The following is a 17,083-nucleotide window of genomic DNA, read 5'->3' as shown; positions in this document are numbered from 1 at the left end:
TAGGATGGAACAAATACAATTCTTCCAAGAAGATGTTTCCTTTGACCTTCAATATGAGGAGAAAGTGAAGCAATGGATCGTACAGGTTATTGAAGATTACTCTTTTTCAATAGAGGAAATTAACTATATATTCTGTTCGGATGAATACCTACACAAGATCAATGTAGAATACCTTGATCACGATACCTATACTGATATCATTACCTTTGACAATAGTGATCAAGAAAGCACTATTGCCTCTGACATTTTTATTAGTATTGATCGAGTAAAAGATAATGCTGAATCTTTCTCAGGAAGCGTTGAAGACGAACTACATCGAGTAATGATACATGGTGTACTTCACCTGTTAGGCTTCAAAGACAAAACAGAGGAGGAAGCTACTGAAATGAGACGTTTAGAAAGTTTACAACTTGAAAAACGCTCCTTTTAAATCCTGTCATTTCTTGTATCAATTCATAGTGTTCCACGTGGAACACTTTTTTTATACCTATGCATTACTTCGTTAATACTCTTAAAATCATTCAATAACCTGAACATTTTTATCCTATTATTTGTCTTATTGTTTGGAGATAATAGGAGGATTATCATTTATATTTGCACTTCTAGATAAGAATTTATTTACGTTCCACGTGGAACATACAGATAATTGGATAGTAAGAAATGTATCAAGATTACGATGTCATAGTAGTAGGAGGTGGCCATGCAGGATGTGAGGCTGCCCATGCGGCTGCAACACTAGGTTCACGTGTTTTGCTCATCACCATGAACATGAACACTATTGCACAAATGAGTTGTAACCCAGCCATGGGCGGTGTCGCAAAAGGACAAATCATTCGGGAAATCGATGCACTCGGAGGAATGTCTGGAATTATCACAGATAAGACCATGATACAGTTCCGTATGCTTAATCGTTCTAAAGGACCTGCCATGTGGAGTCCAAGAGCGCAAAGTGACCGTATGCGTTTTGCAGAAGAATGGCGTCTTGCCCTAGAACAAAACCTAAATGTGGATTTTTGGCAGGATATGGTGACAGAACTAATTGTTGAAGGCAATGATATTCTAAAAGGTGTAAGAACCAGTATAGGGGTGGAGTTCTACGCCAAGTCAGTAGTACTTACTAATGGAACATTCCTCAATGGTCTTATCCATATTGGAGAAAAACAATTTGGTGGTGGACGTGCAGGAGAACGTTCCGCTAAAGGAATTACAGAACAACTTATAGAGCTTGGCTTTGAGTCGGGACGTATGAAAACCGGTACTCCTCCAAGAGTTGATGGGCGTTCCTTAAACTGGGAAGCCATGGAAGAACAAAAAGGAGATGAAAACCCTGAGAAGTTCTCTTTCAGTGATGAAACAAAACCTTTAGAAAATCAAAGAAGCTGCCATATCACCTATACCAATGATAAGGTACACGATATCTTGAAAACAGGCTTCGAAAAGTCTCCTATGTTTCAAGGACGTATTAAAGGACTCGGACCTAGATACTGTCCTTCCATTGAAGATAAGATTAATCGCTTTGCTGAAAGAGAGCGTCATCAAATCTTCGTGGAACCGGAAGGATGGAATACCGTGGAAATCTATGTAAATGGTTTCTCTACTTCACTACCAGAAGATGTACAATACAAAGCGATGCAACTAATCCCTGGTTTCGAGAATGCAAAAATTTTCCGCCCAGGGTATGCTATCGAATATGATTTCTTCCCACCAACACAATTGAAAGCTACCCTAGAAACAAAGAAAATTGAAAACCTTTTCTTTGCAGGACAAATCAACGGAACAACTGGATACGAAGAAGCAGCTTCTCAAGGTATGATGGCGGGTATCAATGCTCACAATAAGGTTTACGAGAAAGAAGCTTTCACGCTTAGCCGTTCGGATGCCTATATTGGTGTATTGATTGATGATTTGATCAATAAAGGTACTAATGAGCCTTACCGTATGTTTACTTCTCGAGCAGAATACAGAATTCTCTTGAGACAAGATAATGCAGATATGCGTTTGACCCCTATGGGATATAAGCTGGGACTAACCTCTGAGGACAGATATAATCAATACCAGACAAAGCAGGCGAATATTGACTCCCTAACACAACTGGTGAATGATTTCAGTCTTAAAACAAAAGATGCTAATCCTATCCTAGAGGAAAAGGGGCTTAAGCCATTGGCACAAGGTATGAAAGCTGCTCAAGTATTGAAGCGTCCGGAAATAGATATCACTACCTTATCAGAACTGTCTCCAGAGCTAAAAGAAAAGATGGAGTCTTTCAATCAAAAAGAACTGGAAGAAACCGAAATCCTCTTGAAGTATGAAACCTATATCGAAAAAGAGGAAAAGCTAGCAGGAAAATTGAATTCCTTGGAAACTTTTAAAATTCCAGAGCTATTCGACTTCAAATCTGTAACAGCTCTTTCGGCAGAAGGTCGTGAAAAAATGAATGCAATACAGCCAAAGACTCTAGGACAAGCATCAAGAATTAGTGGAGTAACTCCTTCAGATATTTCGATCTTGATGGTACACCTACAAAAATAAGCTTAGAAAAGTTTTATACTTTTTTAAGTGTGGAAGACATATTCTCTACTTATTTTTAGCGGAGAATATGTCTTTTTTTTGATTAAATTTTACCCTGCTTTTGAATTCTATATACAATAGTACCAGATATCGACAATGGCTTTATGGGTTTTTAGGATTAGCTACTATCTTCTCTTTTAGTGCTTGTTCTAATGAGATTCCCCCATCTGGTGGCCCAAAAGATATGGTTCCTCCAAAAATGATGTTGTCTATTCCTAAAAGGGGACAAGTCAATTATACTGATCAAGAACTGATTCTTTACTTCGATGAAAGAGTACAACAAGATCAACTTAAACAAAAGTTGATCATTACTCCTTATGACAAAGACTTTGGTTATAGAATCAAAGTGAAAAAGAATAGGGTTAAAATTGTATTTGATTCTCTTCTTCAAGAAAACACTACCTATTCTCTGGATTTTCAAGATGGTATCGTAGATGTCACAGAGAAAAATCCTGCCAGTAATATGTTTATCTACTTCAGTACTGGAGAAGCATTAGACTCCATGAATATTATAGGAAGTGTTATTGATTTATATACTGGTAAACCCGTACAAGATGCTATAGTCTTGCTTTATGATGCGAATGATACTTTAGATATTGAAGAAGACTACCCCAAGTATGTAGCGAAAACCAATTCTATCGGAATGTATATTCTGGATCGTTTCAAAAGTGGTAACTACTATGTCTATGCCTTGAAAGATGAAGATCGTAACTATAAGTATTCTCTGAGACATGAGTTAATCGGCTTCTTTGAAGCTCCTATTGAAATACAGTCAACAATCTCTCAATTAAAAATCCCAATCGTAGATTATGATACTAGACCTCTATCTTTTGGTAAAGTATCAAAAGATAATAAAGACCTTCTATTAACCTTTAATAAAGGGTTACTAAATTATAGGGTAGAAATTCAAGATACTCCTTATAAAGATAGTATCTTCCATACAATGGACCCAAAGGAAGGTATTATCAGACTTCTATATACAGGAAAAGAACCTATGTCTGATTCTATAGAAGTCATGTTCTCAGTCACTGACTCTATAGAGCAAGAATTGGATAGTACTGCTTTTATACAATTTGAAAAAGTAGATACTTCAAAGGAGGAAAAAGAAGAGAAAGGAAGTGGTGGTTTTCTTGGACTAGGAAAAGGAGACTCCAAAACTATCAAACGTTCACTTTTTTCTTTTCAGCTAAAAGAACCTACGGATAGTCGAATTATACAGGATGATAGCTTTAGAGTTGTTTTGGACTTTGGTACTCCAGTAACGGACATCAACTACGACAGTATATATATTTTTGATAAGAGTGACACGCTTTTACTTGACCGAAAAATTACACTCAATCATAATGGAACAGAAGCTGATCTAGGGCTATTCAAAATGGATAGTGCTTTTACCTTATGGTTTAAAGAAGCCTCTTTTATTTCTTATAAAGGAGATTCTTCCAGTAGTAATCAGTCTTCATTTCAAGTCAAAGATGAAGAGCAATATGGAGCCATCGAGGGGGAGATTAAAGGTTCTCCTACATCTTTTTTTGTTCAACTTGTAGACAATAATTATCAAGTAGTCCAAGAAGTCTACAATCAGAAACTTTTCCGCTTTGAATATATCAAGCCTGGAAATTACTATGTAAGAGTTTTAATTGATGAAAATGGGGATGGTATTTGGAGTAAAGGTGATTTTAAAAAACGTATTCCACCTGAGCCTATAGTATATTATAAGAATGGAAAAGTCTTAAACGTAATCGCTAACTGGGAGATTAGTCGAGATGAACTCATTATTGATTTAGATGAAAAGGAAAATAGTAAGAAGCGTTAAGTATTCATCTTAAAATGAGTCGCCTTTTAAGAATCTTTTAAAGCCCCTTTTGGGGCTTTTATTTTAAATAAAAATTGCCTTTATATTTTTAAGCGTTCCTACATAGTTTTGTAACGCGTATCAATTATATCAGCCAATCAGCTAGTCTAATATATATCCCTCATTTATATTGATAAAGGTAACAGCCTGAGTTATTCACTTCTTAATAGCCTATAATTCATTCAAAAATAAGTTATCAACACCTTACACTCTCACTTGTGAATAACTTAAGTATTATACTCTCACAGAAATGTACTTAACTTTCTATATTTCAACTATTTAATGAAATAATCTAATCGTTAACTGTAATAGCCTTATCGTAAATATTTGATTTTCAGATATTTATACTTCATCATCAGATAAATGTGAATAAAATAAGTTATTATCAACAGTTTATTCACAATAAATCCTCCTTCTGTGAATAACCTGTTGATAAGTCAGATTAAAACTGAATAATTCAACCTTACAGCAATAGTTATCCACAAATAAACTGGAGATTATTACCTACAATCTGTAAAACCTTCCCTTTTTACACTATTCACAGCTTATCCACAACTTATTCACAATTAAAGATAGACTATTCACATATCAACAATATAGTAATAGTCTGTTTATCATATGATTATGGAAGTATTCACAGTCAATTGTGAATAAGCTGATCCTTCATCAACATATTCACAAAGTGAGTCTTCAAAACTAATGGAATAAATCCTTTTAGAAAAACGTTTTATTCAATCAATAATGTTGATAAAAAGACTATCCACAATGATTTCATTTTAGGTTTCTAAAATTAGAATTTACCCTGTGAATAACTTTTTTAAAAGTTGCTTACAGATTTAGTAAATGCGCTTTTTTTATATAAAAAATGATTACTTTATAGATGCTATTTAAATTCATTTAAATAAATTGTTTAAATGATAAACAAAGTTGGATTAATACTATAAGTTATCCACATATTCACACATCAGTTTATTAGAAATTTGTGAATAGTGAATAGTGCGTGAATAAGTGCCTTATTTATCAACAGCTATTCACATTATCATAAACCTCTAATTATCCACAAAAACCTGTCAACATTCCTGTGAATAAAAACAGGGGGTTATACACGGTCTATTCACAATGAGTATCCTACAAGATTACTTTATAAACTCCCGTTGATAACTAATATATTAAACTATATATCAGTAAGTTATGATGTTTGTAAGTTGTGGATATCTCATCAAATAATGTGAGTAAGTCAAAGTATTCACATATTCACACTACTATTACTATTATAAAGAGAATAGAAAATTAATTTTTCTTTTTTTTATCTATAAATAGTAATGTTGATAAACTAAAAAAAGCCTGAACCTATGAATCAAAAAAGCATGTTCCAAAGTGTATTCATCTGTTTCCTTTTATTCATCAGTATAAAAGGAGTTGCGCAGGATAATACCATTGCGCTGGCAGATGAGTATTACATCAACGGAGAATATGAAAAAGCTTTAGAAATATATAAGAAGGTTGCGAAGAATAAGGAAGAAATATACAAGATCCATAAAAACTATCTGGATGTGTTGATTCGTCTGGAACAAGAGAAAGAGGCGAAAAAGTATTTAAGAAAATTGGTTAAAGCAGAACCTACCAACATTACCTATAATGTAGATTATGCTCGCTTTATGTTTATGCAAGGTGATTCTACCAAAGCCACAGAACAATTGTATGCTTTTGCCAATGAACTGAAGAAAGAACCAGAGCAGCTTAAACATGTAGCACATTATCTGATTGACTACAATATGTTTGATGGTGCAGAGTATTGTTACTTGTTAGGGGAGAAACATAGTAATGAGAACTTTAACTTTGAGAAGGCTGATCTTTATTCCTTATGGGGAAAGAAAGATAAGATGATAGAAGAGTATATGACAGCTCTCAAGGAAGATGAAAGTCAAAAGGAGTATGTGGAGATGGCCTTACAAGATCGACTCAGCAAAGAGAGTGAATACATTCTTTTGGAAGAAGCTTTAATTCGCAATGTACAGAAGCATCCCAATCAGGTAGTTTACGGAGAGTTATTGATGTGGTATTACCTACAACGCAACGAGTTTTATAAGGCATTTTTTCAGGCAAAGTCGATTGATAGACGAAAAAGGCTGGAAGGTTTTAAGGTTTTTGAGATTGGTAAGATTGCTTTAAATAATAAAGATTACGAAACAGCTATCAAAATTTTTGAGTACTTGGTAGAGCGTTATAATAATCAGGCGGTATATGCAGGTGCTCGCAAAATGTTGATAAGGTCGAAGGAATTGTTGGTAAAAAATACCTTTCCTGTTGATAAAACTAAAATAGAGTCTTTGGTACAGGACTACCAAAAGATTATTGATGAGGTAGGAATCAAAAGTACTACTGCTGATGCAGTAAGAAATATGGCTTTATTACAGGCATTTTATCTTGACCAGAGAGATGAGGCTATTGAAGTACTGGAGAGTTTGATTAATAACCGAACAGTTCATAGGAAATTGTTAGCACAAGCAAAATTGGACCTCGGAGATATTTACTTATTGAAGGGAGAGCCTTGGGAAGCTTCCTTGCTTTACTCTCAAGTGGAAAAGTCGGAGAAAGAAACAACCATAGGACATTATGCTAAATTGAAGAATGCTAAACTCTCTTACTATACTGGGGAATTTAAGCTTGCTAAAGATCACCTGAATATCCTTAAACTGGCTACTTCTAGAGAGATCTCCAATGATGCCATGGAATTGGCATTATTGATTGATGATAACCTCAACCTGGATACTACAGCAGCTGCTATGCAAGAGTATGCCCGTATTGATTTATTGGTATTTCAAGGAAGAATAGAGGAAGCCCTAAAGGGATATGAACAAATGTTGATAACTTATAAGGGACATAATCTCACAGATGAAGTGTTATGGCAGCAATCACAATTATTGATACGAATGGGACGTTTTGAAGAGGCTTTAGTTCCATTGAAAGATATCGTTAACTTCTATCCTTATGATCTATGGGCGGATGATGCCAATTTTGTACTGGGAGAATTATACGAGAGAGAACTCTCTGACAAAGAGAAGGCGATGGATTACTACAAAGATCAATTGATCAAGTTTAAGGGAAGCAGTTACGGTGTAGAGGCCCGTAAGCGCTTTCGATACTTAAGGGGAGATAATATTAATTGAGTTATGAATGATGAGTTATGAGTTAAAAATTTTAACTCATAACTCATCATTCGTAAGTTATTAACTTTCCTTCTGGACTATAAAAATCATACGATCTGAATTATTCTTATCAAAAGGATTAAGTGCGTAATCGCCAAAAGTGTGAATAACTTTTAGATTAGCCTTTTCAAAACAATGTTGGAAATCCTTTTCTGTCATAGCTTTGACACGCTCTGTAAAAATATAATCACGACCATCATCATTAAAAGCAATCTCTTTGAATACAAATTGATCCTTCAGGAACTTATGAATCATAAAGGTAATATGATCTCTTTGTATGTCTTCTTTTTTGGGTAAGCTGTTGATAACTTTATAGGTATTGAAGTAATCCATGACCAAAATACCTCCTTTCTTTAGATTTTGAGCGGTACATTGTATTGCCTTGATATCCTCTATAGTAGTTTCAAAATAGCCAAAGCTGGTAAACATATTGAAGACATAGTCAAAGGCTTCTTCTTTATAAGTAAGGCGCATATCATGCTGCGTAAAAGTCAAACGCTCATTGGCAAACTGTCTGGCGTAAGTGATATTGGCCTCAGAAAGATCTAACCCTTCTACCTTTAACCCTTTATTGTTGAGGTAAATAGAATGTCTGCCTTTGCCACAAGCCAGATCCATGATTAGTTGTTGATCGGTAACCTCTAGAAAGCGAATGAGGTTATCCATAAAAAATTGAGCTTCAGAGTCGTCTCGATTACGGTACAGGAGATGATAATATGTTGTATTAAACCACTCATCAAACCACTCTTTCTTTTTCCCCATAATAATATTGTTTAGCCTAGCGTGAAAAATGCGTCCAAATATATCAATGAAACATCTTATTATTCAACAAAGGAATTTGTGATTTGATCAATTTTTTCGGGATTTAATTATTCAACTATTCCATTATTTAATTATAGATAGTTTCGTAATTTTGTGATTTGAACGACGAATATAAGTTCCAGTAATTCTAAGAGCATGTCAGAAAATAAATATAATCGATATACCGTTACCTCAGCGCTTCCATACGCTAATGGTCCTTTGCACATTGGACACATTGCAGGCTGTTACCTTCCTGCAGATATATATGTGAGATCGTTGAGATTGATGGGCAAGGAGGTAGCTTTTATTTGTGGAAGTGATGAACATGGAGCGGCGATCACGATTAGAGCGCAAAAAGAAGGAGTAACACCACATGACATTATTGACAAGTATCACAATATAAATAAAAAAGCGTTCAAGGATTTCGGTATTGATTTCGATATCTATCATAGAACGTCAGCACCAACACATATAGAGACCGCTCAGGATTTCTTTAAGGAGTTGGATGCTAAAGGTAATTTCGAGATCAAGGAGTCAGAACAGTACTATGATGCTAAAGCAGATCAGTTCTTGGCTGATCGATATATTACTGGTACATGTCCTAAATGTAAAAGTGAAGGAGCCTATGGAGATCAGTGTGAAAAATGTGGTTCTTCACTAAGTCCTACAGAACTTATAGATCCTAAATCAACAATCACAGGAGAAACACCTGTATTGAAGCGTACAAAGCATTGGTATTTACCAATGGACAAGCATGAAGGCTGGATCAAGGAATGGTTGGACAAAGGAGTATTGGATGGAGTACAACAACATGATCCTAAAGAATGGAAAACACATGTACTGGGACAATGTCGTTCATGGGTAGAACAAGGCCTACAGCCAAGAGCGATGACCAGAGACCTGACCTGGGGTGTACCAGTTCCAGTGGAAGGAGGAGAAGGCAAAGTACTTTACGTATGGTTGGATGCTCCAATTGGTTATATCTCTGCGACTAAAGATTGGGCACAGGAGAAAGGTAAAAACTGGGAGGATTACTGGAAAAAAGAAGATACCAAATTGGTACACTTTATCGGTAAGGATAATATCGTATTCCACTGTATCATTTTCCCGATTATCCTAAAAGCACATGGTGACTTTGTTCTTCCGAATAATGTTCCTGCCAATGAGTTCTTGAATCTGGAAGGAGCAAAGTTATCAACATCCAGAAATTGGGCAGTATGGTTACATGAATATCTGGAAGACTTCCCAGGTAAAGAAGATGTATTACGTTACGTATTGACGGCTATTGCTCCTGAGAACAAGGATGCGGAGTTTACTTGGAAGGGCTTCCAGGAGAGAAATAATAATGAGTTGGTAGCTACCTTGGGTAATTTTATCAACAGAGCATTGGTACTTACCAACAAGTATTATGACGGGGCTATTCCTGAGAGAGGTGCTTTGTCTGAGATGGAAGACAATCTGATTAAAGAAGTAGAGGAATTCCCTACCAAGATTTCTCAATTGATTCAGGCATATAAGTTCAAGGAAGCACAAGCCGAGATGATGAACTTGGCTCGTTTGGGTAACAAGTACTTGGCTGATACAGAGCCTTGGAAGTTGGTAAAGGAAAATCCTGAGCAGGTCAAAACGATTATGAACCTGGCAGTGCAGATTACAGCTAATTTAGCAATTGTGATGCAACCATTCCTTCCGTCAACTGCGAGTAAATTACAAGGGATGTTGGCACTGGAAGAGTTGAGCTGGGAGAAAGCTGGAAGCGTAGATCTTATTCCTGCTGGACATAAGATTGAAAAACCTAGTTTGTTGTTTGAGAAAATTGAGGATAAAGCAATCGATGCTCAAATCGAGAAATTGGAGCAAACAAAGCTAGCGCAGCAAGCAGCAGAGCCTCAAAAAGAAGTAACTACTTTTGACGATTTCCAAAAGATGGATATCCGCGTGGGTACAATCTTGGCTGCAGAAAAAGTAAAGAAAGCGAAAAAGCTTCTACAGTTGACCGTAGATACCGGAATTGACAAGAGAACAATTGTTAGTGGTATTGCTGAACACTATGCTCCAGAAGATATCGTAGGAAAGCAAGTCAGCGTCTTGGTCAACCTTGAGCCACGTAAAATCCGTGGAATTATGTCAGAAGGTATGATTTTGATGGCGGAGGATAAAGACGGATCGCTATCTTTTGTATCACCTATTAGTACGGTATCAGAAGGAAGTACGATTAGATAGTAATACAAAAGAAGTATTAGTTTTAACCAACATACTATAAAAAGGCAATACCAGAGAATAGTCCATTAGAGTGTAAGAATAAACGATCGCATCTCACCACGATTATAATCTTACAAAATTTACTCTATGCTGTTCTAGGTATTGCCTTTTCTGTATCTTGAGCCTATTATAGGATATTTTTTATTGAGAATTTTAATAAACGAAGACTGAACATGAATAAGAAAAATATGACACTCGTGATGGGTGTACTTTTGCTACTTTGTGGTATTGTATGTGTAGTAATGGGAATAAAAAATTATACTACAGGAATGGAAGGATATCAACAACTTTTCATTTTGGGGGCAGTAGCAATGGGGTTGTCAACCTTGAGATTTTTTCAGTATAAAAAAATGAGTAAGAATGAGTAGAATGCTTTGGAGGAGACTATGCCGAGTTACTTTTTTATCATTGACCTTTTTTGGTACTCAAGAGATAAAAGCACAGGTATACGCTCCTTATAATCAAGATTACTATCATTTAGTTGATCGTATGTTGATCAAAGGAGATGGAGGGGTACATTCATCCTTTCGTCCTTTGGATCGTTCAGATATTGTTGCTTTAGCGATAAAGAATGGAAAAAGGAGCGGGGCAGATCTGTTTAATCAAAAGTATCTTCTACGGGATAATTGGGGATATGTAACCGATAGTATACAAACAGAAAGGAAGCAACCATTTCTCAAATATTTCTATCAGCAAGAAGGAGCTGTTTACAGTGTAGAGGAAGATAACTTTCGACTACAGATTGATCCAGTTTTACATACGTTGATTGCGAGAGATAGTAAAGTGGAGTATACACCTTACTACAATACTAGAGGAATAACTTTAAGAGGAGAGTTAGATAATAAGATTGGCTTTTATGCTTATCTGGTAGATAATCAGATGCGCGTTCCTTCTGTAATAGAAGATCGTTTAGGACAGCAAAATGCCTTTCCAGGAGAGGGTTTCTGGAAAAAGGGCGAAAATGCAGAGGGACAATATGACTTCTTTTCTGCCAGAGGATATATCACATTTAATTTGACTCAGAGTATTGATGTACAAGCAGGGTATGATCGTAATTTTATAGGGGATGGTTATCGATCATTATTATTGTCTGCCCATGCGAATGATTACCTCTTTACGCGTATCAATACTAAGGTATGGAAACTTCAGTATACCAACCTTTTTGCAAAGCTGATTGCCGATAACAATAAGGTGAATGATGTTTATCCACAAAAGTATTTAGCGCTGCATCATCTTAGCTTAAATGTGACCAAAAATTTCAATATAGGTTTATTTGAGTCTGTAATGCATTGGGGAGATTGGGAAATAGGCTATTTGAATCCTATGATGTTCTATAGGGCTTTGGAACATGATTTAGGAGATGGTCATAGTGTCAAGATCGGTTTGGATGCAAAATGGAATGTATTCAATACGTTACTGCTATACACACAGCTGGTTATTGATGACCTTAAGGTAAGGGACCTGATACAAGGAACCGGCTGGTTTGCCAATAAGCAAGCGCTACAGACAGGTTTGAAATATATAGATGTATTGGGGATAGATAATCTTGACCTACAAGCAGAATATAATGTGGTAAAACCTTATATGTATTCCCATTACCTAGGAGCAGAATGGAACGATCAAGTTTATCCTGGAGCCTATCAACATTACAATCAACATTTAGCACATCCATTAGGAGCTAACTTCAGGGAATATATAGGTGTCCTGAGGTATCAACCTTCTGCACTGCCAAGATTACAATTGAGAGTCAAAGGGATTTATGCTCTCCAAGGAAAGAACTCCAATACGGAAAACTGGGGAAGTGACATATTTCTTAGTTACAGTGATCGAGTACAGGAATATGGTAATTATATCGGGCAAGGTATTCAATCCACTTATAAGCTAGGAGAGGTGAATGTTAGTTATCAACTGTTTCATAATTTCTTTTTAGATCTAAGACATATTTATCGATCAGTCTCAACAGGAGAGGAGGAAGCATCTACTCCGATGCACTTAAGCAGTTTTGGAATACGCTGGAACGCATCTCAAAGAATGATAGATTATTAAAATTATAAGGCTAAGGTTGTAGAGACAATCTTAGCTTTTTTGTTATTACGATAAGAAGCAGTACTTTTTGTGGTTAATAACCAACAACCATATTTACCATAAATAAACAACATGAGAATCACTATCGACCCAAAAGAAGTAGATACTGCTACCTTTCATCGTAACTTGTTAGCATCTGTAGGGCCTAGGCCTATTGCGTTTGCGAGTACAATGGATAAGGAAGGAAATGTAAACCTAAGTCCGTTTAGCTTTTTTAATGCCTTTAGTGCCAATCCTCCTATATTGATTTTCTCTCCTGCCAGAAGAGTTCGAAACAATACTATCAAACATACTTTGGAAAATGTTAGAGAAATACCTGAAGTAGTGATTGGTGTTGTAGATTATAGTATTGTAGAGCAAATGTCTCTAGCTAGTACGGAATTTGACAAAGGAGTGAATGAGTTTGCCAAAGCGGGTTTTACAGAAGAGAAAGCCATATATGTCAAGCCACCACTAATAGGAGAGGCCTTGGTACAATTTGAGTGTAAGGTAAAAGAAGTTATCGCTTTAGGAGATGAAGGAGGAGCTGGAAATCTCATTATATGTGAGGTATTGTTGATGCATGCGAAAAAGACCATACTAGATAAAAATGGTATAGTGGATAGTGTAAAGTTAGATTTGGTAGGTCGTATGGGAGGCAACTGGTATGTAAGGGCTAATAGGGATGCGATGTTTGAAGTGCCCAAGCCAGCCCCTGATGCGAGCTCTATAGGTATTGATGCTTTGCCGGAAGAAATTCGTAAAAGTGGTGTTTTGACGGGGAATAATCTTGCTCGTCTGGGAAGTGTGACTCATATGCCAACATTGATAGAACTAGAGGAGATAGAGACCTACCAAGTAAAAGGAAACCCTCATGAGTTAGCGAGTTTTTTGTTGGATGATGGAAAAATCATGGAAGCATGGAAGGTATTATTGACAACGTTTGAAAAGTAATCCTTCTTTTTTTAACAATTTTCTATGCAAACCGTTATCAATGTGGTAAAGCTTAGTAAATCACCATAGTTTCTGGAATAGAATCCTACACTTTAGGTGTTTTTTAAGTAATATTGCAACTTTCAATGATAAAAAGTACTTCTACTATTTCTTATAGTTTAAAAGTATTTATGAAAGTCCATTCACTTTTATAAATATTCTCAAGAGGAAAGAGTAATAACGATTTAAATACAACGATTTCAGTGACGTTGACCTGCTACTTTTTGGCAAAAGCCAACAGCGTACTGAATATGACTAACTGTGAATGCAGGACACAGATAAAAATTCAAGAAAATGTTCGTCAAACCTGGTTCATTACTGGCTCAGATTAACTCTCCAGAAGAATTAAGAGAGGTTGATGCAGATAAACTGTTAGATGTTTGTACTGAGTTACGTCAATACATTATTGATCATGTCTCTGTATTTGGAGGGCACTTTGGTGCAAGCCTTGGTGTCGTAGAACTAACAGTAGCCTTGCATTATGTATTCAATACTCCAGAGGATAAATTGGTATGGGATGTAGGGCATCAGGCATATGGACATAAGATATTGACTGGTAGAAGGGACCAGTTTCATACTAATAGACAATACGGAGGAATTTCAGGCTTTCCTAGAAGGGCAGAGAGCCATTATGATGATTTCGGGGTAGGACACTCTTCTACTTCAATAGGAGCTGCACTAGGTATGGCATTAGCTTCTAAACAGAAAGGAGAGTTGGATCGTCAACACATCGCTGTAATTGGAGATGGAGCTATGACGGCAGGGATGGCGTTTGAGGCGATGAACCATGCTGGAGTTTCCGATACTAATTTATTGATCGTTTTGAACGATAACTGTATGTCAATTGATCCAAATGTTGGAGCATTAAAGGATTACTTGACGGATATTACAACCTCACCTCTTTACAATAAGATTCGTTCTGAGGTTTCTAGCATGCTAAAGAGTATCAAGACTGTAGCCCCTCAGGTACAACAGGTAGCAAGTACACTAGAAACATCTATGAAGACCGCTTTGCTTAAGCAAAGTAATCTTTTTGAAGCATTGAACTTACGTTACTTTGGTCCGGTAGATGGTCATGACATTAATCACTTGGTTAGTGTTATGGAAGATTTAAAGCATATTCCGGGACCTAAGTTATTGCATTGTGTCACAACTAAAGGGAAAGGCTTTAAGCCCGCGGAGGAAAACCAAACAAAGTGGCACGCTCCAGGGAAATTTAACAAGGATACTGGAGAGATTAACAAGACGGTTCATCCAACACCTCAAGCACCTAAGTATCAGGTAGTGTTTGGAGAAACTATTCTTGAGCTGGCGAAGCAGAATGAAAAAATCATGGGAGTAACTCCTGCAATGCCATCGGGTTCTTCATTGAATATTATGATGAAAGAGATGCCGGATAGAGCATTGGATGTGGGTATTGCAGAGCAACATGCAGTGACTGTATCAGCAGGTATGGCAGTACAAGGGATGGTTCCTTTCTGTAATATTTATTCTTCATTTATGCAGCGTGCTTATGATCAGGTGGTCCACGATGTATGTATTCAGAATCTTCCTGTAGTATTCTGTTTGGATCGTGCAGGCTTTGCAGGAGCAGATGGTGCCACTCATCATGGTGCTTATGATTTGTCCTATATGCGCTCTATTCCTAATCTAGTAGTATCTTCTCCAATGAATGAGTCGGAGTTAAGAAACTTGATGTTTACAGCAACAGAACATAATGGGCCATTTTCTATTCGCTATCCAAGAGGGCAAGGTGTTATGCCGGAATGGAGAACACCAATGGAAAAAGTTGAAGTTGGTACAGGTAGAAAAATCAAGGATGGCGAAGAGGTTGCTATTCTAACTCTTGGACATATTGGTAATTATGTAGTTGAACTACAGGAACGCTTTGAAGCTGAAGGTTTAAATCCTGCACATTACGATATGCGTTTTGTGAAACCATTAGATGGTAACATGCTACATGAAGTATTCAGTAAGTACAAAAAGGTAATTACGGTTGAGGATGGTTGTATCATGGGTGGTTTTGGTAGTGCTGTTCTAGAATGGATGGTAGATCATAATTATACTTCTTCTGTAAAAAGGCTAGGTATTCCTGATGAGGTCATTGAGCAGGGAACTCAGTTGGAACTACAGCGTTATGCTGGTTTTGATCATGAGGGAATACTGAATGCAGTAAAAGAAATGACAGAAGTAAAAACAATATACTCCAAGTAATATTTTCTGGAATTAAGTTTATAAAAAAAGCACTATTAGGAAGTTACTCCCTGATAGTGCTTTTTTTTATAAATTTAATATCACCTTAATAAGCATTCACTTCATCGTACCATTCTACAAATTTTTTCAGCCCATCGTGGATAGATGTTTTAGGCATATATCCTAAAAGCTCTTGCGCTTTATCGATATTGGCATAAGTGATGTTTACATCTCCAGCTTGCATAGGAAGCTGCTCTATCACCATTTCCTGTTCAGTAACCTGATCGATGGTATTAATCAGTTCAGATAATTTGACAGGAGTATGGTTACCAAGATTAATGATTTCATAGACGTTTTGATGGTTCTCTACATATTTCAGCGCTCTAAAAATACCATCAATAGTATCATGTATAAATGTATAGTCCCTGGCAGAAGAACCATCACCAAACATTTGAATACCTTCTCCATTTTGGATTTTTCTCACAAATTTGTGAATAGCAAGATCAGGGCGCTGTCTTGGTCCATAGACTGTAAAGAAACGAAGGTTGAGAATATCCATATTATAAAGACTATGATAAGTATAGTTCATCAACTCACAAGATCGTTTACTAAAGGCATAAGGTGATATAGGACCATTCACCTCATCAGTCTCCGTAAATGGTATTTTTGTATTGTTTCCATAAACAGAAGAGGAGGAGGCAAATACCATTTTATGAACCTTGCGTTGGCGCATTAACTCCAGAATATTGTTAGTTCCTTGAATATTCGTTTGTATGTAGGAGCCTGGATTTTCTATAGAAGGTCTTACTCCTGCTTTGGCTGCTAAATGGATCACCATATCAAACTCAGGGATAGTTTGTAAAGCAGTCATGTCACAGAAATCTATCTCCTGAAAGGTAAAGTTTGGATGGTCTATAAAATGAGATAGGTTACGTTCTTTGATTTTTCGATCATAAAAGGGATCAAAGTTATCAAGACCAATAACAGAATAACCTTCTTCTAAAAGCTTTTCAGATAAATGGGAACCAATAAATCCCGCCGTACCAGTTAATAAAATTCTATTCATAATGCCTGTATTCACAGAGTTATAATTGACAGTAAAGGCAAAAGTCAGTCAACAATTATTGCTATATTAACATTT

11 protein-coding genes are annotated in these 17,083 nt (G+C 36.4%); 9 read left to right on the top strand and 2 right to left on the bottom strand.

The genetic code is table 11. From position 1 onward, the window contains the following. Positions 1-4: 4 nt before the first annotated feature. The 4 genes from ybeY to ABD985_RS07455 all read left to right on the top strand — a co-directional run bounded on the left by ybeY (position 5) and on the right by ABD985_RS07455 (position 7,590). A complete protein-coding gene (gene ybeY, locus ABD985_RS07470) occupies positions 5-430 on the top strand; it encodes an rRNA maturation RNase YbeY (protein ID WP_345370548.1) in 426 nt (141 codons plus the stop codon). Between the two features lie 230 nt (positions 431-660). Next, positions 661-2,529: a tRNA uridine-5-carboxymethylaminomethyl(34) synthesis enzyme MnmG gene (gene mnmG / locus ABD985_RS07465; protein WP_345370546.1), complete on the top strand. Its 1,869-nt coding sequence runs from the start codon at positions 661-663 to the stop codon at positions 2,527-2,529. 100 nt (positions 2,530-2,629) lie between these two features. Then, positions 2,630-4,381 carry an Ig-like domain-containing domain gene (locus tag ABD985_RS07460; protein ID WP_345370545.1) on the top strand — a complete coding sequence of 584 codons (1,752 nt, stop codon included), beginning with the start codon at positions 2,630-2,632 and terminating at the stop codon, positions 4,379-4,381. Positions 4,382-5,772: 1,391 nt separating this feature from the next. Then, on the top strand, positions 5,773-7,590 hold the full coding sequence (locus tag ABD985_RS07455; RefSeq protein WP_345370544.1) for a hypothetical protein: 1,818 nt from the start codon (positions 5,773-5,775) through the stop codon (positions 7,588-7,590). A gap of 60 nt (positions 7,591-7,650) precedes the next feature. On the opposite strand, the gene ABD985_RS07450 is transcribed toward ABD985_RS07455, so the two are convergent. Then, positions 7,651-8,391 carry a class I SAM-dependent methyltransferase gene (locus tag ABD985_RS07450; protein ID WP_345370542.1) on the bottom strand — a complete coding sequence of 247 codons (741 nt, stop codon included), beginning with the start codon at positions 8,389-8,391 and terminating at the stop codon, positions 7,651-7,653. 195 nt (positions 8,392-8,586) lie between these two features. Between ABD985_RS07450 and metG the strand changes: the two genes are divergently transcribed. From metG to dxs, 5 genes are all read left to right on the top strand, one after another. After that, the gene (gene metG, locus ABD985_RS07445; protein WP_345370540.1) at positions 8,587-10,653 is read left to right on the top strand and encodes a methionine--tRNA ligase; all 2,067 of its coding nucleotides are present in this window, start codon (positions 8,587-8,589) and stop codon (positions 10,651-10,653) included. A 212-nt stretch (positions 10,654-10,865) separates the two neighbouring features. Beyond that, a complete protein-coding gene (locus ABD985_RS07440) occupies positions 10,866-11,060 on the top strand; it encodes a hypothetical protein (RefSeq protein ID WP_345370539.1) in 195 nt (64 codons plus the stop codon). Beyond that, positions 11,053-12,738, top strand: a complete 1,686-nt coding sequence (locus ABD985_RS07435; RefSeq protein WP_345370538.1) for a hypothetical protein — start codon at positions 11,053-11,055, stop codon at positions 12,736-12,738. Before ABD985_RS07440 ends, ABD985_RS07435 begins: the two co-directional genes overlap by 8 nt. A gap of 111 nt (positions 12,739-12,849) precedes the next feature. Continuing rightward, positions 12,850-13,710, top strand: a complete 861-nt coding sequence (locus tag ABD985_RS07430) for a flavin reductase family protein (protein ID WP_345370536.1) — start codon at positions 12,850-12,852, stop codon at positions 13,708-13,710. Positions 13,711-14,043: 333 nt separating this feature from the next. Continuing rightward, the gene (gene dxs / locus ABD985_RS07425; RefSeq protein WP_345370534.1) at positions 14,044-15,963 is read left to right on the top strand and encodes a 1-deoxy-D-xylulose-5-phosphate synthase; all 1,920 of its coding nucleotides are present in this window, start codon (positions 14,044-14,046) and stop codon (positions 15,961-15,963) included. Between the two features lie 85 nt (positions 15,964-16,048). Here the strand turns inward: dxs and ABD985_RS07420 are convergent, their stop codons facing one another. Continuing rightward, complete coding sequence (locus tag ABD985_RS07420) at positions 16,049-17,008, bottom strand: GDP-mannose 4,6-dehydratase (RefSeq protein ID WP_345370532.1); 960 nt, start codon at positions 17,006-17,008, stop codon at positions 16,049-16,051. Positions 17,009-17,083: the final 75 nt, after the last annotated feature.

This window comes from Algivirga pacifica, from assembly GCF_039543525.1.
GTDB classification, from domain to species: domain Bacteria; phylum Bacteroidota; class Bacteroidia; order Cytophagales; family Flammeovirgaceae; genus Algivirga; species Algivirga pacifica.
This window is presented reverse-complemented; position numbering and strand designations above follow the sequence as displayed.